This window comes from Cyanobium sp. NIVA-CYA 375 (genome assembly GCF_056108345.1).
Genome location: NZ_JBSYHW010000004.1, coordinates 1 through 23,569 on the forward strand (window position 1 = coordinate 1; position 23,569 = coordinate 23,569).

Below are 23,569 nucleotides of genomic sequence, written 5' to 3' on the forward strand. Positions count from 1 at the left end.
TCCTCCATGGCGGAGTACACGAAATAAAGGTCGGCCACCAGGGTGCGGTAGCTGGCCTTATCCACCACCCCCTTGAGAAAGCAGCTCACGAAGCCGGTGTTCTCCGCCATCGTGTGGGCCTTTTTGGTGCCTTCACGCAGTTGGGAAGCAAGCGCAACAGCCATAGGTGCCGGTCTGAGGAACATGTATGTCGGCAGCAACTTAGGGGGGGCACCCTGGATTGGTTTGCCCCTTTGCGAAGAGTTCACGTCAGTGGTAAGGGGCCAGCAATGAGCGTTAGTACTGCGGCCGGCTCTCACTGATTAGGAGCCGGGCACTGGCAACATCACTTGGAGCCCGCGTCACGCGACAACACCCATGGCCGACGACGACGCCAGCCCTCCCCAGGCAGGCGAACCCATCAGTGAGCAGGAAGCCCTGCACCGGCTCCGCCAGAGCGAAGACTCCTCCCAGCAGTACTACGGAGCCTGGTGGCTGGGCCGGATGCGCAGCCAGCACCCGGAGGCAGTGCCTCTGTTGCAACAAGCGCTGCGCCAACGCCGGCCCAGGGATAACGGGGCCGGCGTAGAGGAGAACGCGGTAGCTCGCAATGCCGCCCGCGCCCTGGGCAAGCTATCTCCGACCGCGAGGGCTGCCATCCCCGACCTGCTCGACACCCTGCAGGACTCCGACGACGGACTACGGGAAGCGGCAGCTCGGGCCCTGGGCCAACTCGCGGCCAGCGAAGCCATTGAAGCTCTTTGCGAAAGGCTAGCCAGCGGCCCCGCCGTGGCCGGCGCCCAGCAGGCCAACAGCCCCCGCCTGGTGGAACCCTGCGAAGCCCTGCTGGAAGCCCTAGGCGACATCGGCGTCAACGAGCCGCGGGTGCTGGCCGTGGTGAAACCCTTCCTCGCCCACGAGCGCCCCCTGATCCGCAGCGCTGCGGCGCGCACCCTGCTGCAATTGAGCGGTGAGGCGCGCTGGGGGGAACTGCTTGTGGACCTACTTGACCATCCCCAGCTGCAGGTGCGTCGTGCAGCCCTGATGGATCTAGGTGCCGCCGGCTGGCGCCCCGGATTTAAAGCCATTGCCGCCACCCTGGCCGAGAACAGTCTGAAATTGATGGCCCTGCGGGGGCTGGTGGAACAGGGCAGCGGCGACCCCGGCGACGAGGCCCTGCTGGCCTGCATGGACGCCTTGCTATGAGCATGGATTCACCGGTGACAGCCCGGATCGCAGCCCTGCAACAGGCCGGCAGTGCCCTGGCCCTACTGCAAGCCACCCAGGAACTGGCCAGCTGCGCCGATGCCAGCGCCGCTCCGGTGCTGGTGGAGGTGTTGGGCTTCAACAACCCCGGTGCGGCGGTAGCCGCCGTGGAGGGGCTGATCAGCCTGGGGACAGCGGCCGTGGATGCCCTGTTACAGCTCGACCCCGAAAACTACGGGGCCCGGGCCTGGGCCGTGCGTGCCCTCGCCGGCATCGGCGATGTGCGCGGGCTAGAGCTGCTGCTGGATGCCCTCGGCAGCGACGTAGCTGCCAGCGTGCGCCGGGCTGCCGCCAAGGGACTCGGCCAGCTGCAGCTGGCCGAGCTCCCCCCTGACCAACAGCAGGACGTCCAGCGCCAGTGCCTAGGAGCCCTACTGGCCGCCACCAGCGACGGCGAGTGGGTGGTGCGCTACGCGGTGGCAGTGGGGCTGGAGTTGCTGGCAGCTGGCCTGCCCGCGGCAGGACCGGAGAGGCAGCTGGCCCAACAGGGCCTGGTCACACTCCAGGAAGCGGCTGATGGCACTCCTCCGGTGGTGCAGAGGCGCGCCAAGTTGGCCCTTTCACGGCTGGGGCTGCAATGAAGAAACGGGTGCTGTTTGTCTGCCTGGGCAACATCTGCCGCTCCCCAGCCGCTGAAGGGGTGTTTTTGCACCTGCTGGAGCAATCTCAGGCTGGTGACCGCTTTGTGGTGGATTCGGCTGGCACCGGGGGCTGGCATGTGGGCAAGGCTGCCGCTGCCCGCATGCGCGCAGCCGCCAGCCGCCGCGGCATCCACCTAGCGAGCAAGGCGCGCCAGTTGGAGCTGGCCGATCTCAACCGCTTCGACCACATCCTCACCATGGACGCCAGCAACCTGAGCCAGGTGCAGGCCCTAGCCCAGGAGGCTGGCGGCAGCAGCGTCGCCCGCATCGAGCCCCTGCTCAACTACCGCAGCCGGTTTGATCTCAGCGAAGTGCCCGATCCCTACTACGGGGGAGATGAGGGGTTTGAGCACGTGCTCGACCTGCTGGAAGACGCCTGCAGAGGCCTGCTGCAGGCCCTAGACGATTAGTTCTCACCAGCGCCCGGCCAGGCCTCCTCCGGAACCCTCTGGCGGAACAAGTCCACCAGAGCCTGGATCACAGCCTCAATGGCCATACCGTCCGTAACCAGCTCCACCGCATCCTCTGCCTGGCACAGCGGCGCCACCTCCCGGCTGGAGTCCTGCTGATCACGGGCAGTTATCTGGGCCTCCAGCTCAGCCAGCGGAGGCACCGCAAAGCCCCGGCTCTCGAGGTCTTGGGCGCGGCGGCGGGCCCGCTCCGCCGCAGTGGCCGTGAGAAAAACCTTGAGCTCAGCGTCTGGGAAAACGGCGGTGCCGATGTCGCGGCCCTCGGCCACCAGCCCCCCCTTAAGCCCCATGGCCTGCTGCTGGGCCGTGAGGGCCTGGCGCACACAGCCGTGGGCAGCCACCAGGGAGACCTGGGCCGTTACCTCCGGGCTGCGAATCGCCTCGGTCACGTCGAAGCCATTGATGCTCACCAACTGCTCACCAGCACCGCCGGCACTGAGCTGCAGATCCAGGCCCAGCAGAAGGGGTTCCACAGCCGCCGCATCGGCAGGGTCAGCTTCCTGGCGCAGCACCCACCAGGTCAGGGCCCGGTACATAGCGCCGGTGTCTAGGTAAACCAGGCCCATCTGGCGGGCAAAGGCCCGGGTGACGGTGCTCTTGCCCGCTCCCGCTGGTCCATCAATGGCAACGATCGGCAGACGAGACATCAGAAAACAATGGTCGATCAGGCGGCTTGAACCGCAGTGCACCGCAGCGGCGAGCAGGGCCAGGCCTTGCACTTGCTGCAATGGCTCCAGGCTATGGGGAGCCACAAGCTCCACATAATCCACCCCCAGCCCCGCCGCTTCCAGCTGCTGGGCCAGCTGGGAGGTCAGCGCTGGGGCCTGGAAGAGGCCGCCACGCACTTGGGCAGCCGCAGCCGCCAGAGCAGCGGGCAGCGCCGCGGCCTGCTGGCGCTGGGAGGGGGAAAGGCGACGGTTGCGGGAGCTGCAGGCGAGCCCATCGGCCTCTCGCACTGTGGGACAGCCCTTAATGCGCAGCGGCAAGCCCAGATCCGCCACCACCCGCCTCAGGATCACCAGCTGCTGCCAATCCTTTTCGCCAAGCAGCAGGAGATCAGGGCGCACCAGGGTTAACAAGCGAATCACCACGGTGGCCACCCCCTCAAAGTGCTTGGGCCGGTGGCGGCCACAGAGCCCCTGGCGCAAAAGCAAAGGCGGCGCCACCCGGGTCAAGCCGGCCTCGCCCCGGGGGTAGATCTCCGCCACGCTGGGAGCAAACAGGGCCGTGGCACCGGCGGCGGCGGCTAGATCAATGTCGGAGCGGAGGTCCCGGGGATAGGACTCGAGATCTTCCCCAGGGCCGAACTGGAGGGGATTGACAAACACACTCAACAACACGGATGGGGGCTGGCCTGACCCTTGCCTCAGTGCCGCTGCCCGGCGAATCAGCTGCTGATGACCCTCGTGCAGGGCCCCCATCGTGGGCACGAAATGCAGGGGGCCCTGCTGCTGCTGCCTCCAGGCGGCTAGGTCTTGGCAAGTATCGAGCAGGTCCAAGGAAAGAGCGGCGGCGGCCAACAAAAAACCCACCCGCCAGATTGGCGGATGGGATGATCAAGGGAGCCGGCTGGGCTCAGCTCACTGGAGCACTTCGAGACGCACTTGAGCAATGCCACTGGCGGTGAGGCCTAGGGATTGGGCAGCTCCATGGGCAATGTCAATTACGCGGTTGCCGTGGAAAGGGCCCCGGTCGTTGATGCGCACCACGGCGGTGCGGCCATTCCAGAGGTTGGTCACACGCACCTTGGTGCCGAAAGGCAGGGTGCGATGGGCCGCCGTGAGGGTGCCAGGACGAAAGACTTCGCCGTTGGCCGTGCGATTTCCAAAAAAGCCGGGGCCGTACCAACTGGCCTCACCCTTGGAGCTGTGCACCACACGGGGCGCTGGCTTGGGGGCAGGAGCAATACGGGTCGGGGGAGCCTGCTTGATCTGGGGGTCACTTGGTGACAGCTTCACATCAACTTCGCGGATAGCGACCGCAGGCGTGGAGTCTTGGGGCTCAGGGCTGGAAACAGCCATCGCTACAGCATCGACGCTGGTTGAGGCGAGGCTGGACTCGGCGATGGCGGGAACCAAAGCACTGCCGGATAAAAGCAGGGCGAGAGCCCCAAGGGAGAAGGTGCTGCGCATAACAAACGAAACTCGCCGCTATCGCGGCAATCACCAGCCAGAGGCAATTAGTGATTCGTCAGCGTTGGATTCGCTCTCAAACTAAATGGAGTTGAGATACGAATTCGCGTTCGGGGTTCCTATCGGGAATTGACGACGGTGCAAAGTTAACTGTTACAGCAGAGGGATTTGGTCAAAAACGACACCTACAAGATTGATCAGCAATTGTCATCCAATCGACCAGGGCAGGCCCTAACAGGGCTGAGCGGGGGTCGACAAGGCTCGCGAGCATCAGCGACCCAAATCAGGGCAATCAGCGCGGCTAATCGGTTTGCGTGCCAATCTGGCAATTGGCCCCTATCTAGGGCGGATGGCATCGGAGGATCGGAGCAGCAGAAGGGTTCGCACGGATGGACTACCGCACAGCCGGGGTGGATGTGGTCGCAGGCCGGGCATTCGTGGAGCGGATCCGCTCCAGCGTTGAAGCCACCCGGCGCCCTGAGGTGGTGGGCGGGCTCGGAGGTTTTGGGGGCCTGTGCCGGCTGCCGGCCGGGCTGAGGGATCCCCTGCTGGTCTCGGGCACCGACGGGGTTGGCACCAAGCTTGAACTGGCTCAGGCCTACGGCCGCCACCACGATGTGGGCATCGACTTGGTGGCGATGTGCGTCAACGACGTAATCACCAGCGGGGCCGAGCCGCTCTTCTTCCTTGATTACATCGCCACAGGCAAGCTCAGCCCGGAGGCCATGGCTGAGGTGGTGGAGGGCATCGCCGACGGCTGCCGCCAAAGCGGCTGCGCCCTGCTTGGCGGCGAAACGGCCGAAATGCCTGGCTTCTATGCCCCGGGCCGCTACGACCTGGCCGGTTTCTGCGTGGCCGTGGTCGAGGCAAGCGCCCTGATCGATGGACGGGCCGTTAGCTCAGGGGATCGCATCCTGGCGGTGGCCAGCAGTGGGGTCCATAGCAATGGCTTCAGCCTGGTGCGCCGCATTCTTGAGAGCCAGGCGGTCGATGAACTCACGACCCTGCCCAACAGCAAGCAAAACCTGATAAATGCCCTGCTCGCCCCCACCCGTCTGTACGGAACCTTGGTTAAAGCCTTGCTTGCCAGCAAGGTGCCCATAAACGGCATGGCCCACATCACCGGCGGCGGCCTGCCTGAAAACCTGCCCCGCTGCCTGCCCTCTGGAGTGCACGGCGTGATCGACCCAACTAGCTGGCAGCGTCCAGCTCTGTTCCACTGGCTGCAGCAAGCAGGCGAGGTGCCGGAGGCCGATCTCTGGAACACCTTCAATTTGGGGGTGGGTTACTGCCTGGTGGTGCCGGCAGCTGCAGCGGATCAAGCTCTCGAAATCTGCCAAGGCACTGGCTACGAGGCCTGGGAGCTGGGCGTGGTGGCCAACGGCAGTGCTGACGAGCAACCGCTGGCAGGACTTCCTTTCAGCGCTTGATCAGCCCGGCTGCCAATGGCCAATTGCATCAGAGTGGGCTGCTGGCCCAGTCGGAAGCCGCTCTCCTGCCTAGGGTGCTGACCTCGAAGTTGATCAACACCTATCGCCCCGGTTCCAGAACCAGGGCGATGTTCGAGCCATACGTAGTTGTATTAGGAGTGGCGTCATGACGCAATCAATAGGTTCACCACAGCGAATAGCGGCCCCAAGCCCCTTGGGCACCTCCGCTGCACCCCCCCTAGGCACCGGTCAACGCATCACCCGCCGCCGCAGCTCGGCCGGCCCCGTAGCCCCAACCCGGCCGCAGCGCCCCCGAGAGCTTCAGGCAGCGCCCCAGCGGGGGGGGCTGAGGCCCACCTTCCTCACCCTGAGAGATCACGGCAAGGTCTATGTAGCCGACCTGCCCCGACTCTCGGACGGCCAACTGGCCCACGTGACCAAGGAAGCCCGGGAGGTGCTTGAAAGCCTGGGCCGCCGGCTTGAGGAGCTTGAGGCTCAGCCTTTCCTCTCCCAGGCCGAACAGGACACCAGGATCCGGGCTTCCACCAAGCGGGATGTCACGGAGCGCTTCCTGCGCTCAATCGATGACGAGCTTCAGCTGCGCCATAACAACCCCGCCCTGAGGGCAGCGGCTGGTGAGTCTCTGGCTCGAGCCTTCCTGGAGCTGGCACGCCACCGGCTGCCTGGAGCCACCTTCGATTCCCTGCTACAGGAAGCCCTGGCAGCCTGCGGCCCCGAAGCGGCCGCCGAAGCTGAAAGCCACGGCGACCACGGTCCCAGCCCTGTGGTGCCCCTGGTACGCCCCCAGGCCATGCCGGTGGTGCTCACCCTCGATCCAGCCCCCCAGGCCGGCTAGTCGCTCAGGAAGGGATTCGCAGGCATGCCCACCTGCAATCCCAGCGCCAGATCATCTAACTGGCGGCGCTCCTGCTCAGACAGGTTCCAGGCCAGGGCCGCCGCGGCCTGCTCCACCTGCTCTGGCCGGCGCAGACCGGGAATCGGCAAAGCGCCATGGGCCCGGCACCAGTTGAGAGCCACCGCCGCCAGGCTGGCGTCGCGATTGGCGGCGATTCGGGCCATCTCAGCCTGGAGCTCAACCAAGGCGGGAGCTAGCCGGCGGAATAGAGCTCCCCTTGGCCCCCTAGGTAAAGGCCCAGCCGCCATTGATCTGGCCAGCAGCCCCAGGGCCAGGGGGCTGTAGGCGATCAAACGGACACCCAGCTCACGGCAGACCTCCGCCACACCGCCCGGCTGGATCGGATCGGGCGCCAGTAGCGATAGCTGCACCTGGAGGCTGCTGAGCTGCACTCCCCGCTCGGCCAAGCGCCGGTGCACCGACCGCAGGCGACGGGGACCCATATTTGAAACGCCAAGGGCCGCCACCTCCCCCTGCTGCACCAGATCAGCCAGACCCTCAAGCAGGGGCCCCTCCTGCCAGGGGGCGTAACGAGCCGTGCTCCAGTGCAACTGCACCAAATCGATTCGACCGGCAAGGCGCCGTTTCGAAGCCGCAAAAGCCCGTTCATAGCCGCGGCGCCCCAGTCGCCAGGGGAAGGGAGCGAGCTTGGTAGCCACCAGCAGCTGGTCGCGCTGGGCCGCCGCTAGGGCCGCCGCAAAGCGGCCCAAAAGGGCCTCACTGCGGCCGTTAAACCGGCCAGTGCCGTAGGAGTCCGCGGTATCAAAGGTGTGCAGGCCGCAGGCCACAGCCCGCTGGAAGGTGGCTTCAAGCAGCGGATCCTGGCTCGGGTCGTAGCCCCAAAGAAATTGATTTCCCCAGGCCCAAGTGCCAACGCCGATGCCGGGCTGCCCCACTAGATGCGCCATCGTGGAGTTAGGTGCCAAAGCGGATAGCTCCCAAAATGCCCGATTCCCCGCCACCCGGCTGCGCCAGCTTGCCTAAGGCAGCCAGCTTGGCTAAGAACACCAGCGAGCCGCAGCCCCCCCTCGAGCCGGTTCTTTGCCAACACTGCGGACGCACTGCCAGCAATGGCATCAGCTGCCAGGGCAGCTGCGTGGCCGAGTCGGGCTACTGAGTGCTCCCATGGCGCGAATGTTCAGCCTGGGCCTGATGCTGCTGGCCTGGGCCAGCGCCACCCAAGCAGGGGGTTTCGGCCGCTGGGAGATCGGGCTTAAGGGCTGCTCGCTGAACCAGGGCCAGATGGAGCAACCCCAGCTACGCGGCGAACTGGAGCAGGACTGCGTCCGGTTGCGGCTTGAACAAAACATGGAGGGGCTGCTGAGTGTGCGCCTGATCACGCCCTCCGCCAACCAACTATTCGGCAGCAGAAGCCTGGTCTTCGCCGGTGTGCTCGCCGCCGGGCAAAAGCCAATGCGCTGCGGCGCCGATGGCGAATGCAAACCGCAATGGCCTATTCGGCTGGATGTGTCCACCGTGGCCACCAACGTGGAATTAGACGGATCTCCAGCGCCCACCTTGCCCCGGGCCCTGCTAGCCAAGGGGAAATGCCTGCTGGAACGCCATCGCCTGACGTGCGAGGCCCGTGATTCCAGCGGCCAGCTTTGGGAAGCTCAGGCCGGCTTCTAAAATGAGGCAGAGCTTCAAGTCGAAGCAGTTATTTAAGGCGGCACCCAGATTCGAACTGGGGGTAAAGGATTTGCAATCCTCTGCCTTACCACTTGGCCATGCCGCCGGCCAGGGAGCAAACTCCCTGCAGCGGATCGTATCAGCCACGGCATGTCCTCCCGTCTGCTGGTTCTGAGCAACGGCCACGGTGAGGATCTGATCGCCCAACGGGTTCTGCTGGCCCTGCGGGCGCGGCGGCCCGACCTGGAAATCCAGGTGCTGCCCCTGGTGGGGCTCGGAGAGGCATTTAGCGCCGGCGTTGCTGCCGGTCACCTGCAGCGGATCGGCCCCCAGCTGCAGCTTCCCAGTGGGGGCTTCAGCAACCAGAGCTTGCGAGGCCTGGCCCGCGACCTCGGGGCCGGCCTGCCCCTGCTGAGCTGGCGCCAACTACAACTGGTGCGCCACTGGGCCCGTCAAGGCAACCCGGTGCTGGCAATTGGCGACCTGCTGCCCCTACTGCTGGCCTGGAGCGGCGGCGGCAGCTTCGGCTTCATCGGCACCCCCAAAAGCGACCACACCTGGGCCTCGCCAGCACCAGCGGGCTGGGCGGCCACACCGCTCGCTGATGCTTACCACCGCTGCAAGGGCAGCGAATGGGATCCGTGGGAATGGGCGTTGATGGGCAGCCGGCGCTGCCGGCTCGTGGCCGTGCGCGACCAGCTCACCGCCCAAGGGCTGCGGCGCCACAAGGTGGCAGCCCTGGCTCCTGGCAACCCAATGATGGATGGCTTCCGCCACACCCCTCTGCCGGCCGGGCTGGCAAGCCAGCGGCGCCTAATCCTGCTGGCCGGCAGCCGCCTGCCCGAAGCCCTCGGCAATGCCCGCCGGCTGCTGGGCTGCCTCAGCCTCCAGCAGCCGCGGCAGCCAAGCAGCGTGCTGGTGGCATCTGGATCGGCGCCCACGGCCGCCGCCTGGGCCGAGCTGCTGGAGCAAGCGGGCTTTACGCCCCTAGCGCCTGCAGCAGCAAGCGCCGCCAGCGGAGCAATTAGCAGCTGGCAGCTGGGCCGCTGGACCCTGCTGGTTGGCCAAAACCGCTTCGCCACCTGGGCCGGCTGGGCCGAGCTGGGCCTGGCCACTGCGGGCACTGCCACGGAGCAACTAGCGGGGCTAGGGGTGCCCTGCCTGTCGCTGCCGGGCCCGGGGCCCCAATTCAAGGCTGGCTTTGCCCGCCGCCAGAGCCGCCTGCTGGGGGGCGCCATCGTCCCCTGCCATTCCCAACAGGAGCTAGCCCTAAAACTGCACCAACTGCTCGACGACCCAGCCGAATGCGCCCGGCGTGGTGCCCTGGGCCGGGGGCGGATGGGGCCCGCCGGTGGCAGCGCCCAGCTAGCCGAGCTGGTGGAGCAACAGCTGCTGGGATGATGCGGCCACCACCGCAGCTCCGTCGCCCATGGCCGGCATCCCCGATCGGGCCTACAACGCCGCCTGCGGCATGTTGGCCAGCCAATTGAGCATCAGCCTGGCCGCCGCCCGCCGCAAGGTCGACGTGCGCAGCTCCCAGGAGGGACTGAAAGAAACCGCAGCCAAGCTCGCCTTGGCCCAGCAGATGCTTGCGGAAGCCCAGGCCAGCGGCGAAAATCACCATGAGTTGCTCAGCTCCCAGCTGGAGGCCGTCGGCAACGACGAGAACTTCATGGTGGAGGACTGAGCTGGCCAGGGCCCTTCAGCGGTTGCCGCCGGTGGAGTGCTCAAAGAGCAGGTGAAAGCGCTGGCGATCCAGATCGGCCAGCACCGGGATGCAGCCAAAGCAACGCTCAGCCAGCTGCCAACGCTCCTCTCGCTTCAGCATGGTTTCCAACCGATCGCGAGCGGGAAGCAGATAGCGCACATCGCCGGCGGCGTAGGCCAGCTGGACCTCAGAGAGATCTTCCACCCGGCCCCAATCCGAACTCTGGGCCTGCTTGTCGAGCTCAATGCCCACCAGCTCCTGCACCACTTCCTTGAGGCCGTGGCGGGGGCTGTAGGTGCGGCCCAGCCGGCTGGCCACCTTGGTGCAAAAGATCGGATCGACGGCAATTGCCAGGTTTTCAGCCAGGGCCGCCACGTCAAAGCGGGCGAAGTGGAAAACTTTTTCAATCGCCGGGTTTTCCATCAAGACCTGGAGCCGCGGTGCCGAGCTCTGGCCGCGGTGAAGACGGATGCAGCAAACGTTGTCGTGGTCGTCGCAGATCTGCACCAGGCAGAGCCGGTCGCGGCCATGAATCAGACCCATCGCCTCCGTATCAACCGCCAGCGCCCTAGCCCCGGCGTAGAGAGCCGCCCACTCGGCATCAAGGTCACCGTCAAACACGGCGAAGCGGGCGGGAGCCGGCAGATTGCTGGGGGCAGGCGAAGCGGTCACACGGAAAAGGCGAATGCCTTGCCATGCTGACAAGCCACGCCCCGTAGGGACGGCGGCACAATGAGATGAATGGCCAACCTCAGCTCCACCCTGCTGCTCACCCTGCTACTAGCCGTAGGCCTGGTGTTCTTCTTGCGCGCCGCCAGCAAGGACCGCACCACCACAGTCGAGGTGCGCTCGTCGCGCCCGCCTCTGGAGGTGTTGAGCCAGTTGAGCGAATGGCTGCTGCAACGCGGTTGGCGCGCCGAATCGACTGACCCCGAGCGCCGCCACCTCTGCTTCCGCGCCGAGGTGGCGGCCAGTCCCTGGTTGGCGGTGCTGCTCTCGGTGCTGGGAGCGGTGGGGGCCGCCTGCCTGGGGCTGGTGCTGCGCCAGCTGCTGCCCCAACTGGGCTGGTGGCCCCTGCTGCTGGCCTTACTGGGACCGGCGGCTGGGCTGATTTATCGCAATCGGGCGATGCGGGCCGAAACCCTGGAGCTGCGCCTGATCAGCCATGACAGCGCCACGGGCAGCGCCTTGAGGCTGCGGGCCCACCGCGATGAGCTAATTGCGCTCGAATTGGAGATGGGTCCCAAGCTAGGCCTATTCAGCGACGGCAAGCTGCTCAGCTCCCCCATCTGACCCTTGCCTGGCAGTCATGAAACGATTCCGCCCCCTGGCTTTCGTCTTGACCGGAGTGCTTGCCATAGCTGGGGGCGCTGCAGCCCAAGCGCCGCCGCTAGCCAACTTTGATCCGCTCACAGGGCCGCGCAGCCGGCTGAGCAAAAACTGGCGAGGCCTGGCTGAGCTGCCCAGCAGCACCGAAATCCTGCTGCTAGCGGGTCATGCCGATTCCCAGGGGATTGGCGGGGCCGGCACGGGGGGAGCGGCAGTCGATCTCGGCGGAGCCGCGCCGATGCAGCCGGGCATGCGCGACGAGCTCTATTGGAACCTGCTCACCGCCCAGGCGGTGGTGGCCCTTGGCCAGCAGCGGGGTCTGGCCATCCGCTTCTACGACCCGCCGCTGCGCACCATCGCCGACGGCGACGATCCCCGCACCAACTGGAGCGTGGGCAAAGCCCATGCCCAAGCCGGTGGATATGCCCTGGAAATCCACTACGACGCCTATGGACCAGATGGTGTTGGTTCGGGCCTGATTCCACCCCTACATCGCCCCCCAACCCGCCTAGACGAAAGCCTGGCGCTGGCCTTTGGCCCCTATCCCCTGCTCTTCCGCGACGGCCTGGGCGCCCCCAAGCGGGGCATCGCCATTCTTGAGATCGGCAAACTCGAGGGCCAGCTAGAGGCATCGCTGCGGGATCCCCGCAGCCGCAATGGTGCTATCAAAGCGATCGCTGAGCGTGTGGTTTCAGCTTTGCAACGGGGTCTGGAGCAGGGCTTGCAACCAGCCCCACTAATTCCTGGCCTGGCCGCTACCGAGCCAGCAACCAGCAACCCATCACCTAATTCACCGCTTGATGGGGGGCGCAGCGGTCCGCAAGAGAGCCGTCCGCAAGCCAATCCTGAGGACGAGTAAACAGGTCTGTGAGCAGGGCCTCGCGGCTGCCAGCCTCCGGTTGATAGCCGTATTCCCAGCGCACCAAGGGCGGCAGAGACATCAGAATCGACTCGGTGCGTCCGTTGGTCTGCAAGCCGAAAATGGTGCCCCGGTCAAACACCAAATTGAACTCCACATAGCGGCCCCGCCTGTAGAGCTGAAACTGGCGCTCCCGCTCCCCATAGGGGGTGTGCTGTCGCTTCTCAGCGATCGGCAAGTAGCTGGGCAGGAAGGCGTTGCCGCAGGCGCTGGCCAGGGCAAACAGCTGCTCCCAACTCTGCGGCACCGGGGCTAGTCGGTTGCTCACAGCCGCCGCAGGCCCATCGGGGTCCTGGCCCTTGTAAAGCACACCACGGGGATCCTGGTAGTCGTAAAAGATGCCGCCCACGCCGCGGGTCTCGTCCCGGTGCTTGAGAAAGAAGTATTCATCGCACCAGGGCTTGAACACCTTATAAAAAGCGGGATTAACGCTGTCGCAGGCTCCTTTGAGCGTGCGGTGGAAATGCTGGGCGTCTTGCAGGAACGGGTAGTAGGGAGTGAGATCGGCGCCGCCGCCAAACCACCACACCGGGCCCGCTTCGAAGTAGCGGTAGTTGAGGTGAACGGTGGGGATGTAGGGGTTGCGGGGGTGCAGCACCATCGAGGTGCCGGTGGCAAACCAGCGGTGTCCCTTGGCTTCCGGCCGCTGGCTGAGGATCGAGGGAGGCAGCTCCGAGCCCTCTACCTCTGAGAAGTTGACGCCGCCCTGCTCGAAGATGCGGCCGCCCTTCATCACCCGGGAGCGACCACCGCCTCCCTCCGGACGCTCCCAGCTCTCCTCGGCGAAGCAACCTTCGGCATCAAATTCTTCTAAACTGGCGCAAATGGAGTCCTGCAAGCCCATCAGCAGGGCCTTAGCCCTGGAGCGGGAGTCGGCCGGTGGAGCTTCCAGCAGGGCCTTAGGCATCGACGCTGCGCCACATGGACGCTGGAAAGGTCTAACCATTTCAGCCCAGCCTCCCCCCAGACAAGTAATCGAGAGGGTCTGTCACGGCCATGCTGACGGTCAAAGGCAGCTGCAGGGCACCTAAGATCGCAGTCTCTGATTGGATTTCCGATGGCATCTGTGGAGCAGGCTCAGGCCGCCCTCAACGCCGTTCAGGATGCCGGCAGCGGGCGCAGCCTGATCGAGCTGGGCTGGATCCAGCAGACGCGACTGGTGGACGATCGGGCCTTATTTCGCCTTGCCCTACCTGGCTTTGCCCAGAGCCAGCGGGATCGCATCGCCGCCGAAGCCAAGGCGGCCCTGCTCGCCCTTGAAGGCATCAACGACGTTCAAATTGAGTTGGACCAGCCCAGCGGCGGCGCTCCAATCGGTGCCGCAGGTCATGGCCAAGGGCCGGAACGGGGTCAACTGCCAGAGCGCCAGGCCATCCCTGGGGTGCGCCAGGTCATCGCCGTCAGCAGTGGCAAGGGCGGAGTGGGCAAGAGCACAGTTGCCGTGAACCTGGCCTGCGCCCTGGCGGCTTCAGGTCTGAAGGTGGGCTTGCTCGATGCGGACATCTACGGGCCAAATGCCCCCACCATGCTGGGAGTGGCTGATCGCACGCCTGAAGTGAGCGGCGAAGGCGCCCAACAAGTGATGAAACCGATCGAAACCTGTGGCATCGCCATGGTGTCGATGGGCCTGCTGATCCAGGAAAACCAGCCCGTGATCTGGAGGGGGCCGATGCTCAACGGCATCATTCGCCAGTTTCTTTACCAAGTCGCCTGGGGCGAAAGGGATGTACTGATCGTCGACCTGCCTCCTGGCACCGGTGATGCCCAGCTCACCATCGCCCAGGCGGTGCCGATGGCCGGGGCGATCATCGTCACCACTCCCCAGCTGGTGTCTCTGGCTGATGCCCGCCGGGGCCTGGCGATGTTTCTGCAGATGGGGGTGGACGTGCTGGGCGTGGTGGAAAACATGAGCGTCTTCATTCCCCCTGACGCTCCAGACAAGCGTTATGCCCTATTCGGCAGCGGCGGCGGCTCCCGCCTGGCTGAAGAGGCCGGAGTGCCCTTACTGGCCGAACTTCCCCTGGAGATGCCCGTGCGAGAGGGGGGGGATGCCGGACGCCCGGTAGTACTCAGCCACCCCGAATCGATCAGCGCCCGGGGCTTTTTGGCATTAGCTCACCAGCTCAGCGCGGCCCACCTAGTACCAGTCTGAAGCCCATGCTGAGCCAGTTGGGGCGGCGAAACCCGCGATTTTTTAGTGGCCGTAGCAGCCGGCGCAGCCCCCTGGCCGACGTGGACCTGATCCTCTGGGGGGTACCGCTGGCAATGGTGGCGGTCGCCGGGATCCTGATTGCCAGCACCCAGCGCCAAGCGAATTACGCCGACTGGTACCAGCACTGGGTTACGGCGGCGGTGGGCATGGTGGTGGCCCTACTGTTGGCTCGAATGCCATTGGATCGGCTGATCCCATTTAAGTGGCCGATCTACATCGCCATGGTCGCCAGCCTGGTGGCCGTACGAGTTGTCGGCACCAGCGCCCTTGGGGCCCAGAGCTGGATCAACATTGGCGGCTTTTATGTGCAGCCCTCGGAATTCGCCAAGGTGGGCGCCATCTTGCTGCTCGCCGGGGTTTTAGCCAGACACCCGGTTGATCGTCCTGTTGACCTGATCCGTCCAGTGGGCCTGATAGCCCTGCCCTGGCTGCTGGTTTTTGTGCAACCCGACCTAGGCAGCTCGCTTGTGTTTGGCGCCGTACTGCTGGTGATGCTGTTTTGGGCTGGCATGCCTGGGGCCTGGGTGGTGCTCCTGCTTTCCCCCCTTGTGGCGGCGATCGTGGCAGGCACCCAGCCCTGGCTGCTGCTCGGCTGGGTGCCCCTGATGGGCTGGCTGGCCTGGAAGAGCCTGCCCTGGAAGCGGGTGGCCCTGGCGATCAGCCTTGCCGTGCAGGGGATCTTCGCAGTAGCTACCCCCTGGCTCTGGGAGCACGGCCTGCGCCCCCACCAGCGCGACAGGCTCACCCTGTTTCTTGATCCCGCCCAGGATCCCCTCGGCGGCGGCTACCACCTGCTGCAGAGCACAGTGGGTATCGGCTCCGGACAGGTCTGGGGAACAGGCTTGATGCAAGGCTCCCTTACGAAGCTGCGATTTATCCCCGAGCAACACACCGATTTCATCTTCAGCGCCCTTGGCGAGGAAACCGGTTTTCTCGGCTCAGTGCTGGTGGTGGCCGGCTTCGCCCTGCTGATGGGGCGCCTGCTGCAGATCGCGGGACGGGCCAGCAGCGACTACGAAGCCCTGGTGGTGGTGGGAATCGGAGCGATGCTGATGTTCCAGGTGGTGGTGAACATCAATATGACCATCGGACTCGGCCCCATCACCGGTATCCCCTTGCCCTGGCTCAGTTATGGAAGATCCGCCATGTTGGTTAACTTCATCTCCCTGGGTCTGTGTGCCTCCGCAGCCCGCCGGGGCCGCGCTGCCCAGGGCCGCTGGTGAGCCTGGCTGACCTGCGACGTTGTTTGGCTGAAGGGGTGCCAGCCGGAGTCGGCAACGAGGACTGCGCCCGGCGGCAATGGTGGGCAGCCCTGGCAACCCTGCAGGAAGATTTCCTGCTGCCCCGGCAACCTCTGCAGGGGCTATGGCTGGCCGCCCCGCTGCCAGCCCTCTATGAACCAGCCCTGTTGCAGGAACTGCAGGGCTGGGTGTGGGCCCCAAGCGATCTAGATGGCCTGCTACCCAGCCAGGCGCCCCTGCTACCAGGAGCCGGCAGCCCAGCTCCATGCGGCGGCTTTCAGCGTCTGGCCCTGGCGAAGGAGGACGGCACCGATCCCCTCCTGCTGGTGATCACCCCCCAACTTCAGGTGGCCCTTTGCCTGGATGGCCCGGCTGAAGGCCGGCGCCTAATCGTGCGCTTCGACCCAGAAGCTCTGTCCGAGGCCCTAAGGCTGATTCATGGACGCCTGCTGAGCCAGGATCCCGCAGCCTCGGCAGCCCTGCGCAGCACCCTGGAGCAGCTGGGCCCCCTACGCAGCGACGACCAGCTGGGCCTGCGCTTCTGGCCCCGGCTGGGGGAACGGCTGGCCGCCATGGCCCCCAGCCTCACCCTGCAGCCCCTGGTGCATGGCGGCAGCGATCGCCCATCTCAGTCGCGGGTGCGCCAGGCAAGCGACACCCCGAGAGCGGTGAGCAGCGAACTAGCCCTGCTTGAGGCCCTCACCCATGAAGTGCGCACGCCGCTCGCCACGATCCGCACCCTGATCCGCTCCTTGCTGCGGCGCGGCGACCTGCCGCCGGTGGTGCGCCAGCGCCTCGAGCAGATCGACAGCGAATGCAGTGAGCAAATCGATCGCTTCGGCCTGATCTTCCTGGCGGCTGAGCTGCAGCGACAACCGGGCAGCGAACAGCCCCTTAAAAGCCACGCCCTGGCCCGCACCGACCTCAGCGCAGTGCTGAACCAGCAAAAGGAGTTGTGGCAGCGGCAACTGGCGCGCCGCGGTCTGGAGCTGGACCTTGCTGTCGCCGGCGGTCTGTCGCCGGTGCTGAGCGACCCGGCCCGGCTCGAAACCATGCTCGGCGGCTTGATCGACCGCTTCAGCCGAGGCCTACCCAGCGGCAGCCGCGTAACCGTGAGCCTGCTGCCAGCCGGAACCCGCCTGAAGCTTCAGCTCAGCAGCGAGGGCCACGATCCCCCCGAAAACGACGGAGTAGGGAACGGCGAGCAGCGAGAGCTGGTGGGACCGGTGCTGAGCTGGAACCCCACCACCGGCAGCCTGCAGCTGAGCCGCCAGGCCACCCAGCGGCTGTTCCACAGCCTGGGAGGTCGCCTCACCGAGCGCAACGGCAGCGGCTTGACCGTGTTTTTCCCGGTTTGCTGAAGGGCCGGTTTGTTGACGGGTGTGAAGAGTGCGGCAGAAGCCCCGATCCTGTCAAAAACACGGTGCTAGTTTCCGGCTGAAACGTTCCAAAGCCATGGCAGCGACGGTGCTCAGCGGTCAACTCCCGAAGTACATCGGCAGCACCGGCGGCCTGCTGAACTCTGCTGAAACTGAGGAGAAATACGCCATCACCTGGAGCAGCCCGAAGGAGCAAGTCTTCGAGCTGCCCACCGGTGGCGCTGCCCACATGAATGAGGGGGAAAATCTGATGTACTTCGCCCGCAAGGAGCAGTGCCTAGCCCTCGGCACCCAGCTACGCACCAAGTTCAAGCCCCGGATCGAGGACTACAAGATCTACCGGATCTTCCCTGGTGGTGACACCGAGTTCCTGCATCCCAAAGATGGCGTCTTCCCTGAGAAGGTCAACGAGGGTCGCCCCATGGTTGGTCACAACCCCCGCCGCATCGGCGCCAATCCGAACCCCGCCAATCTCAAGTTCACCGGCAAGAACACCTTCGAAGCTTGAGCTGCTTTGACCAACCCCTATAAAGGCGGGGCTAGTCGCCCCGTTTTTTTTGCCTGCCCACTTGTCCAATGCCCAGCCCCGATCGCGATGGCTTAGCCCAAGAGGCTTTTCTCGAGGCAGTCGCGGCTGACCACAACTTCATCCCCCTCTGGAAGCGCTGGCCTGCTGATCTGGAAACCCCACTCACCGCCTGGCTGAAGGCCGGAGCGGGCAGCAGTCATGGCGTGCTGCTGGAGTCGGTGGAGGGGGGTGAGCGCATCGGCCGCTGGAGCTTTGTGGTGGCCGATCCGCTCTGGACCCTCACCAGCCGGGGCGACCAAAGTGTGCGCCAGTGGCGCGATGGCCCCCAGGAGCGGCTGCAGGGCAACCCCTTCGACCTGCTGCGCCAATGCCTAGAGCCCCTATCCAGCCCGCCCATCCCCGGCCTGCCACCAGTGGGCCAGCTATTCGGCTTCTGGGGCTACGAGCTGATCCGTTGGATCGAACCCAGCGTGCCGGTACATCCGGCCGCCGAAGGGGCACCACCTGATGGCTGCTGGATGCTGGCCGACAACCTGCTGGTGTTCGACCAGGTGAAGCGCCAGATCACCGCAGTGGCCTACGCCGATCTCAATGGCGGTCAGGATCCACAGGCTGCCTACGCCGCGGCCGCAGCCCGCATCCAGGCCCTGGAGGAGCGCATGCACGGCCCCCTGCCCGGTGCCGGCACACCCCTTAGCTGGCACGACGCCACTGCCGGTGACATCGCTGCCAATTTGCGGACCACCAGCAACGTCAGCAAGGAGGCCTTCGAGGCCGCAGTGAGCCGCGGAGAAGGGCACATCGAAGCTGGCGACGTGTTCCAGCTGGTGCTTAGCCAGCGGCTGGAAACCCGCATCGATTGCGATCCCTTTGATCTGTACCGCAGCCTTCGGATGGTGAATCCTTCGCCCTACATGGCTTTTTTCAACTTCGGCGGCTGGTATCTGATCGGCTCCAGTCCGGAGGTGATGGTGAAGGCAGAACCCTCTGCCTCAGGGGGAGTGAAGGCTTCCTTGCGGCCAATCGCAGGCACGCGCCCCCGGGGCGCCGATGAAGCCGAAGACTTGGCCCTGGAGGCGGAGCTGCTGGCTGATCCCAAGGAGCGGGCGGAGCACGTGATGTTGGTGGATCTGGGCCGCAACGACCTGGGCCGCGTCTGCCAGCCAGGCACCGTCAAGGTGAGCGAGCTGATGGTGATTGAGCGCTACTCCCACGTGATGCACATCGTCAGCCAGGTGGAGGGTCTGCTGGCCAAGGGCCAAACGGTGTGGGACCTGCTAATGGCCTCTTTCCCCGCCGGTACGGTCAGTGGCGCTCCCAAGATTCGGGCTATGCAACTTATTCATGCCCTGGAGCCCGACGCCCGAGGCCCATACTCCGGGGTGTACGGCGGGGTCGACCTGGCCGGAGCACTCAACACCGCTATCACTATCCGCACGATGGTGGTGCTGCCCCATCCGGAAGGGGGCTGGCGCGTGCAGGTGCAAGCCGGCGCTGGAGTAGTGGCCGACTCTAAGCCCGAGCTCGAATACCAGGAGACCTTGAATAAAGCCCGCGGCATGCTCAAAGCCCTGGCCTGTCTGCTGCCGGCCCAGCCATGAGCGCCCCTCTGTTGCTTAAAGGTTTTGAGGTGGAGCTCTACACCGGCCGTGCCGATGGCACGGTGGTGGGATGCAGCGCCGAGGCTGCGGCCGCCCTCGAGGGGTTCGTAACCGAGCCCGATTGCCGCAACCTCGAATACATCACTCCCCCAGATGCTGACTACGCCCGGCAGCTGCAGCTGCTGCTCGAGCCCCGCCAAAGGCTGCGCCGCTGGCTCGCCAGCCGCAATCTCACCCTGCTGCCCGGCAGCACCCTGAGCCTGGGGGACAGCCAGCGTTTTGAGCGCTCAGATCCGGCCAATCCATATCACGGCTACATCGAAGCCACCTACGGCACCAAGGTGGTAACTGCCAGCGTGCACATAAATCTGGGGCTCACCGCCGGCCACGGCCTCGAGCCAATGACCAGCCTGTTTGCTGGCCTGCGCCTGATGCGCTGCGAAGCGTCCCTACTACTGGCCCTCAGCGCCAGCTCGCCCTTTCTCGACGGGGCGGTAACCACTGCCCATTCCCAGCGCTGGCTGCAGTTTCCCCTAACCCCAGTAGAGGTGCCCCTCTTCCTGGACCACCAGCACTACATCAGCTGGATGGGCGAGCAACTGGCCTTGGGCACCATGCAAAACGTGCGCCATCTATGGACATCGGTGCGGCCCAACGGCGACAACCGGCCCCACGACCTCAACCGTCTGGAGATTCGCATTTGCGATCTGGTCACCGATCCGCTCGTGCTGCTGGCAATAACGGCCTACGCCGAACTGCGCCTGCAGCAGTTGATGCGAGCACCGGAGCGCTACGACCCCCTCCACGCCAGCAGCCTGGGCCCATCCCAACTAGCGGCCCTCGCCGATGCCAACGATCGGGCCGCAGCCCTCTCCAGCCTTGACGCCACCGTGATGCACTGGCGCAATGGGGCTCCAATCCAGGCCCGAACTTGGCTGGCTCAGGAGCTGGCCGATCTAGCTCCGCTTGCCGAAGAGCTGGGGCTTTCCAAGGTGCTAGCCCCCCTCCAGGGCGTCCTCAACCACGGCAACCAGGCAATGACCTGGTTGGCCGGGCACCGGGCTGGGCTACCGATCCCGACCCTGCTCAGTCAGACCGTCGAGGCGATGGCAAACCAGGAAGCGGAGCTGCTTGAGGCAATCGCCACAGACGGGATGCCAGACCCTTTGGGATGATCGAAAAACATTCCGCTGCTAATCCAGCTCCCATGCGGCAGCCCACGCCCACCCCCGCTACTGCCACCGAGGTCTTACCGGCATCTCAGCGGGTCACGCGGCTGCTGGGCGAGCGGCTCGAATTGGTCGAAGAGCTCTGGGAAACGGTGCTTCGCAGCGAGTGCCCCCCCGGGCAGGCCGAACGGCTACTGCGCCTGAAGCAGCTCAGTGACCCCAACGAGGCTGATGTCTCCGGGACGATCGTGCAGCTGATCCGCGAAATGGATCTAGCCGAGGCAATCGCCGCGGCCCGGGCCTTTTCGTTGTACTTCCAGCTGGTCAACATCCTCGAGCAACATATCGAGGAGGACAGCTACCTCGACAGCCTCAAAAACCAGGAGAATGGTCCTAGCGATCCCTTCCTGCCGGCCCTGGCCAACCAGAGCGACCCGGCCACCTTCCGCCAACTATTCGCCCGCCTGCGCAGCCTGAATGTGCCTCCGGCCCAGCTGGAGAAGCTGCTGCGCAATCTCGACCTGCGGTTGGTGTTTACCGCCCACCCCACCGAGATCGTGCGCCACACGGTGCGCCACAAGCAGCGGCGCGTGGCCAGCCTGATCCAGAAGCTGGAACAGGGGAGCGGCCTCAATGGCCTAGAGCGTCAAGGCCTGCGACTCCAGCTGGAGGAGGAGATCCGGCTCTGGTGGCGCACCGACGAACTGCACCAGTTCAAACCGACGGTGCTCGACGAGGTCGACTACGCCCTGCACTACTTCCAGCAGGTGCTCTTCGATGCCATGCCCCAGCTGCGCGATCGCATCCGCGCCGCCCTGAAGCTGAGCTATCCAGACGTAGAGCCGCCACGGGATTCGTTTTGCACCTTTGGCTCCTGGGTGGGCTCAGACCGGGACGGCAACCCCTCTGTGACCCCTGACATCACCTGGCGCACCGCTTGTTATCAACGCCAGCTAATGCTGGAGCGCTACTTGAAGGCGGTGACGGAACTGCGCGACCAGCTCAGCATTTCGATGCAGTGGAGCCAGGTGAGCCCGGCCCTGTTGGAGTCGCTGGAAATGGACCGGCTGCGCTTCCCCGAGATCTATGAAGCGCGGGCAGCCCGCTATCGCCTCGAGCCCTACCGGCTCAAGCTGAGCTACACCCTGGAGCGGTTGCGGCTAACCCAGCAACGCAACCAGCAACTGGCCGATGCCGGCTGGGAGTCTCCCTGCGATGGCAGTGCCCCGCCGCCGCCGATGGGGGGCAGCATGGCGCCCGCTCCCACCCAGGAGCTGCACTACAGCACGGTCGATGAATTCCGTTACGACCTGGAGTTGATCCAAGACAGCCTCGAGCGCACCAGCCTCAGCTGCGAATCGCTGCAGCATCTAATTAGTCAGGCCCAAATCTTCGCCTTCTGCCTGGCCAGCCTTGACATCCGCCAGGAGAGCACCCGCCACAGCGATGCTCTTGACGAGCTCAGCCGCTACTTGCAGCTTGCCGTGCCCTACGGCGAAATGGCAGAGGCCCAACGGGTGGAGTGGCTGCTCACCGAAATTCAGACCCGCCGCCCCCTGCTGCCGCCCACGGCCCAGTGGAGCGCAGCCACGGCGGAAACATTTGCCGTGTTCCGGATGCTGCAGCGGCTGCAACAAGAATTCGGATCGCGCATCTGCCGTACCTACGTGATCTCGATGAATCACACGGTGTCCGATTTACTGGAGGTGCTGCTGCTGGCTAAGGAGGCTGGCCTGGTAGACCCACTAGCCCAGCGCGCGGGCCTACTAATAGTGCCTTTGTTCGAAACAGTGGAGGATCTTCAGGGAGCTCCAGCGGTGATGGGCACCCTGTTCCGGCATCCCTTCTACCGGGCCCTGCTGGGCAGCGACGGTGGCCAACCGCTTCAGGAGGTAATGCTGGGCTACTCCGACAGCAATAAGGATTCGGGATTCCTGTCCAGCAACTGGGAAATCCACAAGGCCCAAATCGCCCTGCAGCGTCTAGCCATCGAGCACGGTGTGGCTCTGCGCATCTTCCACGGGCGCGGCGGCTCGGTGGGCCGCGGCGGTGGTCCCGCATACCAGGCGATCCTGGCCCAGCCCAGCGGCACCCTCAGCGGCCGCATCAAGATCACCGAACAAGGGGAGGTGCTGGCCTCCAAATACTCCTTACCAGAACTGGCGCTCTACAACCTGGAAACTGTCACAACCGCCGTGCTGCAGAACAGTCTGGTGAGCACACCCGTTGATGCAACCCCCAGCTGGAACGAGCTGATGGGCCGGCTGGCTGCCCGCTCCCGCGACCACTACCGGGCCCTGGTGCATGACAACCCGGACCTGGTGGCCTTCTTCCAGCAGGTGACCCCAATTGAAGAGATCAGCAAGCTGCAGATCTCCAGTCGCCCGGCCCGCCGTAAAAGTGGCGCCAAGGACCTCTCAAGCCTGCGGGCCATCCCCTGGGTGTTCGGCTGGACCCAGAGCCGCTTCCTGCTGCCCAGCTGGTTTGGGGTGGGAGCAGCCCTGCAGGAGGAGCTCGACCAGGATCCCGGTCAGCTGGAACTGCTGCGCCTGCTCTACCAGCGATGGCCCTTTTTCCGCATGCTGATTTCCAAGGTGGAGATGACCCTCTCCAAGGTGGATCTCGACTTGGCCCACCACTACGTCCAGGCCCTGGGCCGCAGCGAAAACCGCGAGGCATTTGAGGCGATCTTCCAAGAGATCGCTGCCGAGTTCGGCCTCACCCGCGATCTAGTGCTGACGATCACTGGCCACAGCCGACTGCTGGATGGCGATCCAGCCCTACAGCTTTCGGTGGATCTGCGCAATCGCACGATTATTCCCCTCGGTTTTCTGCAGGTGGCCCTGCTGAGGCGTCTGCGCGACCAAAATCGCCAACCACCGATGAGCGAAGCGAGCGCCCCCAGCTACGACGACGGGCGCACCTACAGCCGCAGCGAGTTGCTGCGGGGCGCCCTGCTCACCATCAACGGCATTGCGGCGGGCATGCGCAACACCGGCTAATCCCAACTCTGGACTCC

General features: G+C 65.2%; 24 protein-coding genes and 1 tRNA gene. 18 read left to right on the forward strand and 7 right to left on the reverse strand.

Going from position 1 to position 23,569, the window contains the following annotated elements; all coding sequences use genetic code 11:
* A partial coding sequence (locus AC01FP_RS01945; RefSeq protein WP_474477741.1) for a biliverdin-producing heme oxygenase occupies positions 1-164 on the reverse strand: 164 nt, incomplete at its 3' end.
* A 193-nt stretch (positions 165-357) separates the two neighbouring features.
* On the opposite strand from AC01FP_RS01945, the gene AC01FP_RS01950 reads away from it, so the two are divergent.
* Genes AC01FP_RS01950 through AC01FP_RS01960 form a run of 3 tightly spaced genes read left to right on the forward strand, consistent with a single transcriptional unit; the run spans position 358 to position 2,296 of the window.
* A complete protein-coding gene (locus AC01FP_RS01950; protein WP_474477531.1) occupies positions 358-1,185 on the forward strand; it encodes a HEAT repeat domain-containing protein in 828 nt (275 codons plus the stop codon).
* Positions 1,182-1,826 carry a HEAT repeat domain-containing protein gene (locus tag AC01FP_RS01955; protein WP_474477533.1) on the forward strand — a complete coding sequence of 215 codons (645 nt, stop codon included), beginning with the start codon at positions 1,182-1,184 and terminating at the stop codon, positions 1,824-1,826. The genes AC01FP_RS01950 and AC01FP_RS01955 overlap by 4 nt, the downstream gene beginning before the upstream one ends.
* Positions 1,823-2,296, forward strand: coding sequence for a low molecular weight protein-tyrosine-phosphatase (locus AC01FP_RS01960; RefSeq protein WP_474477536.1), 474 nt, complete (start codon positions 1,823-1,825; stop codon positions 2,294-2,296). The genes AC01FP_RS01955 and AC01FP_RS01960 overlap by 4 nt, the downstream gene beginning before the upstream one ends.
* Here AC01FP_RS01960 and AC01FP_RS01965 read toward each other — a convergent pair.
* Both AC01FP_RS01965 and AC01FP_RS01970 read right to left on the reverse strand, forming a co-directional pair.
* Positions 2,293-3,879: a bifunctional pantoate--beta-alanine ligase/(d)CMP kinase gene (locus AC01FP_RS01965; protein WP_474477744.1), complete on the reverse strand. Its 1,587-nt coding sequence runs from the start codon at positions 3,877-3,879 to the stop codon at positions 2,293-2,295. The two genes, AC01FP_RS01960 and AC01FP_RS01965, sit on opposite strands and share 4 nt — an antisense overlap.
* Before the next feature lie 57 nt (positions 3,880-3,936).
* The gene (locus tag AC01FP_RS01970; protein ID WP_474477539.1) at positions 3,937-4,488 is read right to left on the reverse strand and encodes a septal ring lytic transglycosylase RlpA family protein; all 552 of its coding nucleotides are present in this window, start codon (positions 4,486-4,488) and stop codon (positions 3,937-3,939) included.
* A gap of 389 nt (positions 4,489-4,877) precedes the next feature.
* Between AC01FP_RS01970 and purM the strand changes: the two genes are divergently transcribed.
* On the forward strand, positions 4,878-5,918 hold the full coding sequence (gene purM, locus AC01FP_RS01975; RefSeq protein ID WP_474477542.1) for a phosphoribosylformylglycinamidine cyclo-ligase: 1,041 nt from the start codon (positions 4,878-4,880) through the stop codon (positions 5,916-5,918).
* A 214-nt stretch (positions 5,919-6,132) separates the two neighbouring features.
* Entirely contained in the window at positions 6,133-6,774 is a 642-nt protein-coding gene (locus AC01FP_RS01980; protein WP_474477545.1) for a hypothetical protein, read from the forward strand.
* Here AC01FP_RS01980 and AC01FP_RS01985 read toward each other — a convergent pair.
* Positions 6,771-7,742, reverse strand: a complete 972-nt coding sequence (locus tag AC01FP_RS01985) for an aldo/keto reductase (protein ID WP_474477548.1) — start codon at positions 7,740-7,742, stop codon at positions 6,771-6,773. The genes AC01FP_RS01980 and AC01FP_RS01985 overlap by 4 nt on opposite strands.
* Before the next feature lie 35 nt (positions 7,743-7,777).
* On the opposite strand from AC01FP_RS01985, the gene AC01FP_RS01990 reads away from it, so the two are divergent.
* Together AC01FP_RS01990 and AC01FP_RS01995 are read left to right on the forward strand one after the other, a co-directional pair.
* The gene (locus AC01FP_RS01990) at positions 7,778-7,951 is read left to right on the forward strand and encodes a hypothetical protein (RefSeq protein ID WP_474477551.1); all 174 of its coding nucleotides are present in this window, start codon (positions 7,778-7,780) and stop codon (positions 7,949-7,951) included.
* 8 nt (positions 7,952-7,959) lie between these two features.
* Positions 7,960-8,463, forward strand: coding sequence for a hypothetical protein (locus AC01FP_RS01995; RefSeq protein WP_474477554.1), 504 nt, complete (start codon positions 7,960-7,962; stop codon positions 8,461-8,463).
* Positions 8,464-8,498: 35 nt separating this feature from the next.
* On the opposite strand, the gene AC01FP_RS02000 is transcribed toward AC01FP_RS01995, so the two are convergent.
* A tRNA-Cys gene (locus AC01FP_RS02000) sits at positions 8,499-8,569 on the reverse strand.
* A 44-nt stretch (positions 8,570-8,613) separates the two neighbouring features.
* On the opposite strand from AC01FP_RS02000, the gene AC01FP_RS02005 reads away from it, so the two are divergent.
* Complete coding sequence (locus AC01FP_RS02005; RefSeq protein WP_474477557.1) at positions 8,614-9,864, forward strand: lipid-A-disaccharide synthase-related protein; 1,251 nt, start codon at positions 8,614-8,616, stop codon at positions 9,862-9,864.
* A 28-nt stretch (positions 9,865-9,892) separates the two neighbouring features.
* Positions 9,893-10,150, forward strand: a complete 258-nt coding sequence (locus AC01FP_RS02010) for a hypothetical protein (RefSeq protein ID WP_106632351.1) — start codon at positions 9,893-9,895, stop codon at positions 10,148-10,150.
* A 15-nt stretch (positions 10,151-10,165) separates the two neighbouring features.
* Here the strand turns inward: AC01FP_RS02010 and AC01FP_RS02015 are convergent, their stop codons facing one another.
* Positions 10,166-10,843: a ribonuclease D gene (locus AC01FP_RS02015; RefSeq protein WP_322764193.1), complete on the reverse strand. Its 678-nt coding sequence runs from the start codon at positions 10,841-10,843 to the stop codon at positions 10,166-10,168.
* Between the two features lie 69 nt (positions 10,844-10,912).
* On the opposite strand from AC01FP_RS02015, the gene AC01FP_RS02020 reads away from it, so the two are divergent.
* Both AC01FP_RS02020 and AC01FP_RS02025 read left to right on the forward strand, forming a co-directional pair.
* On the forward strand, positions 10,913-11,464 hold the full coding sequence (locus AC01FP_RS02020) for a cofactor assembly of complex C subunit B (RefSeq protein ID WP_254937671.1): 552 nt from the start codon (positions 10,913-10,915) through the stop codon (positions 11,462-11,464).
* Positions 11,465-11,480: 16 nt separating this feature from the next.
* Entirely contained in the window at positions 11,481-12,359 is an 879-nt protein-coding gene (locus AC01FP_RS02025; protein ID WP_474477563.1) for a dehydrogenase, read from the forward strand.
* Here the strand turns inward: AC01FP_RS02025 and hemF are convergent.
* On the reverse strand, positions 12,286-13,365 hold the full coding sequence (gene hemF / locus AC01FP_RS02030) for an oxygen-dependent coproporphyrinogen oxidase (protein ID WP_474477566.1): 1,080 nt from the start codon (positions 13,363-13,365) through the stop codon (positions 12,286-12,288). The genes AC01FP_RS02025 and hemF overlap by 74 nt on opposite strands.
* Positions 13,366-13,476: 111 nt before the next feature.
* Here hemF and AC01FP_RS02035 point away from each other — a divergent pair, with 111 nt between their 5' ends.
* From AC01FP_RS02035 to ppc, 7 genes are all read left to right on the forward strand, one after another.
* The gene (locus AC01FP_RS02035) at positions 13,477-14,571 is read left to right on the forward strand and encodes an Mrp/NBP35 family ATP-binding protein (RefSeq protein WP_474477568.1); all 1,095 of its coding nucleotides are present in this window, start codon (positions 13,477-13,479) and stop codon (positions 14,569-14,571) included.
* A gap of 5 nt (positions 14,572-14,576) precedes the next feature.
* The gene (rodA, locus tag AC01FP_RS02040; RefSeq protein ID WP_474477571.1) at positions 14,577-15,854 is read left to right on the forward strand and encodes a rod shape-determining protein RodA; all 1,278 of its coding nucleotides are present in this window, start codon (positions 14,577-14,579) and stop codon (positions 15,852-15,854) included.
* Entirely contained in the window at positions 15,851-17,233 is a 1,383-nt protein-coding gene (locus tag AC01FP_RS02045; protein WP_474477573.1) for a sensor histidine kinase, read from the forward strand. Before rodA ends, AC01FP_RS02045 begins: the two co-directional genes overlap by 4 nt.
* Positions 17,234-17,327: 94 nt before the next feature.
* On the forward strand, positions 17,328-17,759 hold the full coding sequence (gene psaD / locus AC01FP_RS02050) for a photosystem I reaction center subunit II (protein ID WP_474477575.1): 432 nt from the start codon (positions 17,328-17,330) through the stop codon (positions 17,757-17,759).
* Between the two features lie 68 nt (positions 17,760-17,827).
* Positions 17,828-19,381, forward strand: a complete 1,554-nt coding sequence (locus AC01FP_RS02055; protein WP_474477578.1) for an anthranilate synthase component I family protein — start codon at positions 17,828-17,830, stop codon at positions 19,379-19,381.
* Entirely contained in the window at positions 19,378-20,556 is a 1,179-nt protein-coding gene (gene gshA / locus AC01FP_RS02060) for a glutamate--cysteine ligase (RefSeq protein ID WP_474477581.1), read from the forward strand. Before AC01FP_RS02055 ends, gshA begins: the two co-directional genes overlap by 4 nt.
* A gap of 32 nt (positions 20,557-20,588) precedes the next feature.
* A complete protein-coding gene (ppc, locus tag AC01FP_RS02065) occupies positions 20,589-23,552 on the forward strand; it encodes a phosphoenolpyruvate carboxylase (RefSeq protein WP_474477584.1) in 2,964 nt (987 codons plus the stop codon).
* Positions 23,553-23,569 lie beyond the last annotated feature (17 nt).

Bases quoted from the DNA above. Each gene is read 5' to 3' on its own strand.
- AC01FP_RS01950 (WP_474477531.1), top strand. From the start codon at position 358: ATGGCCGACGACGACGCCAGCCCTCCCCAGGCAGGCGAACCCATCAGT.
- AC01FP_RS01955 (WP_474477533.1), top strand. From the start codon at position 1,182: ATGAGCATGGATTCACCGGTGACAGCCCGGATCGCAGCCCTGCAACAG.
- AC01FP_RS01960 (WP_474477536.1), top strand. From the start codon at position 1,823: ATGAAGAAACGGGTGCTGTTTGTCTGCCTGGGCAACATCTGCCGCTCC.
- AC01FP_RS01970 (WP_474477539.1), bottom strand. From the start codon at position 4,488: ATGCGCAGCACCTTCTCCCTTGGGGCTCTCGCCCTGCTTTTATCCGGC.
- purM (WP_474477542.1), top strand. From the start codon at position 4,878: ATGGACTACCGCACAGCCGGGGTGGATGTGGTCGCAGGCCGGGCATTC.
- AC01FP_RS01985 (WP_474477548.1), bottom strand. From the start codon at position 7,742: ATGGCGCATCTAGTGGGGCAGCCCGGCATCGGCGTTGGCACTTGGGCC.
- AC01FP_RS01990 (WP_474477551.1), top strand. From the start codon at position 7,778: ATGCCCGATTCCCCGCCACCCGGCTGCGCCAGCTTGCCTAAGGCAGCC.
- AC01FP_RS01995 (WP_474477554.1), top strand. From the start codon at position 7,960: ATGGCGCGAATGTTCAGCCTGGGCCTGATGCTGCTGGCCTGGGCCAGC.
- AC01FP_RS02005 (WP_474477557.1), top strand. From the start codon at position 8,614: ATGTCCTCCCGTCTGCTGGTTCTGAGCAACGGCCACGGTGAGGATCTG.
- AC01FP_RS02010 (WP_106632351.1), top strand. From the start codon at position 9,893: ATGGCCGGCATCCCCGATCGGGCCTACAACGCCGCCTGCGGCATGTTG.
- AC01FP_RS02020 (WP_254937671.1), top strand. From the start codon at position 10,913: ATGGCCAACCTCAGCTCCACCCTGCTGCTCACCCTGCTACTAGCCGTA.
- AC01FP_RS02025 (WP_474477563.1), top strand. From the start codon at position 11,481: ATGAAACGATTCCGCCCCCTGGCTTTCGTCTTGACCGGAGTGCTTGCC.
- hemF (WP_474477566.1), bottom strand. From the start codon at position 13,365: ATGGTTAGACCTTTCCAGCGTCCATGTGGCGCAGCGTCGATGCCTAAG.
- AC01FP_RS02035 (WP_474477568.1), top strand. From the start codon at position 13,477: ATGGCATCTGTGGAGCAGGCTCAGGCCGCCCTCAACGCCGTTCAGGAT.
- rodA (WP_474477571.1), top strand. From the start codon at position 14,577: ATGCTGAGCCAGTTGGGGCGGCGAAACCCGCGATTTTTTAGTGGCCGT.
- psaD (WP_474477575.1), top strand. From the start codon at position 17,328: ATGGCAGCGACGGTGCTCAGCGGTCAACTCCCGAAGTACATCGGCAGC.
- AC01FP_RS02055 (WP_474477578.1), top strand. From the start codon at position 17,828: ATGCCCAGCCCCGATCGCGATGGCTTAGCCCAAGAGGCTTTTCTCGAG.
- gshA (WP_474477581.1), top strand. From the start codon at position 19,378: ATGAGCGCCCCTCTGTTGCTTAAAGGTTTTGAGGTGGAGCTCTACACC.
- ppc (WP_474477584.1), top strand. From the start codon at position 20,589: ATGCGGCAGCCCACGCCCACCCCCGCTACTGCCACCGAGGTCTTACCG.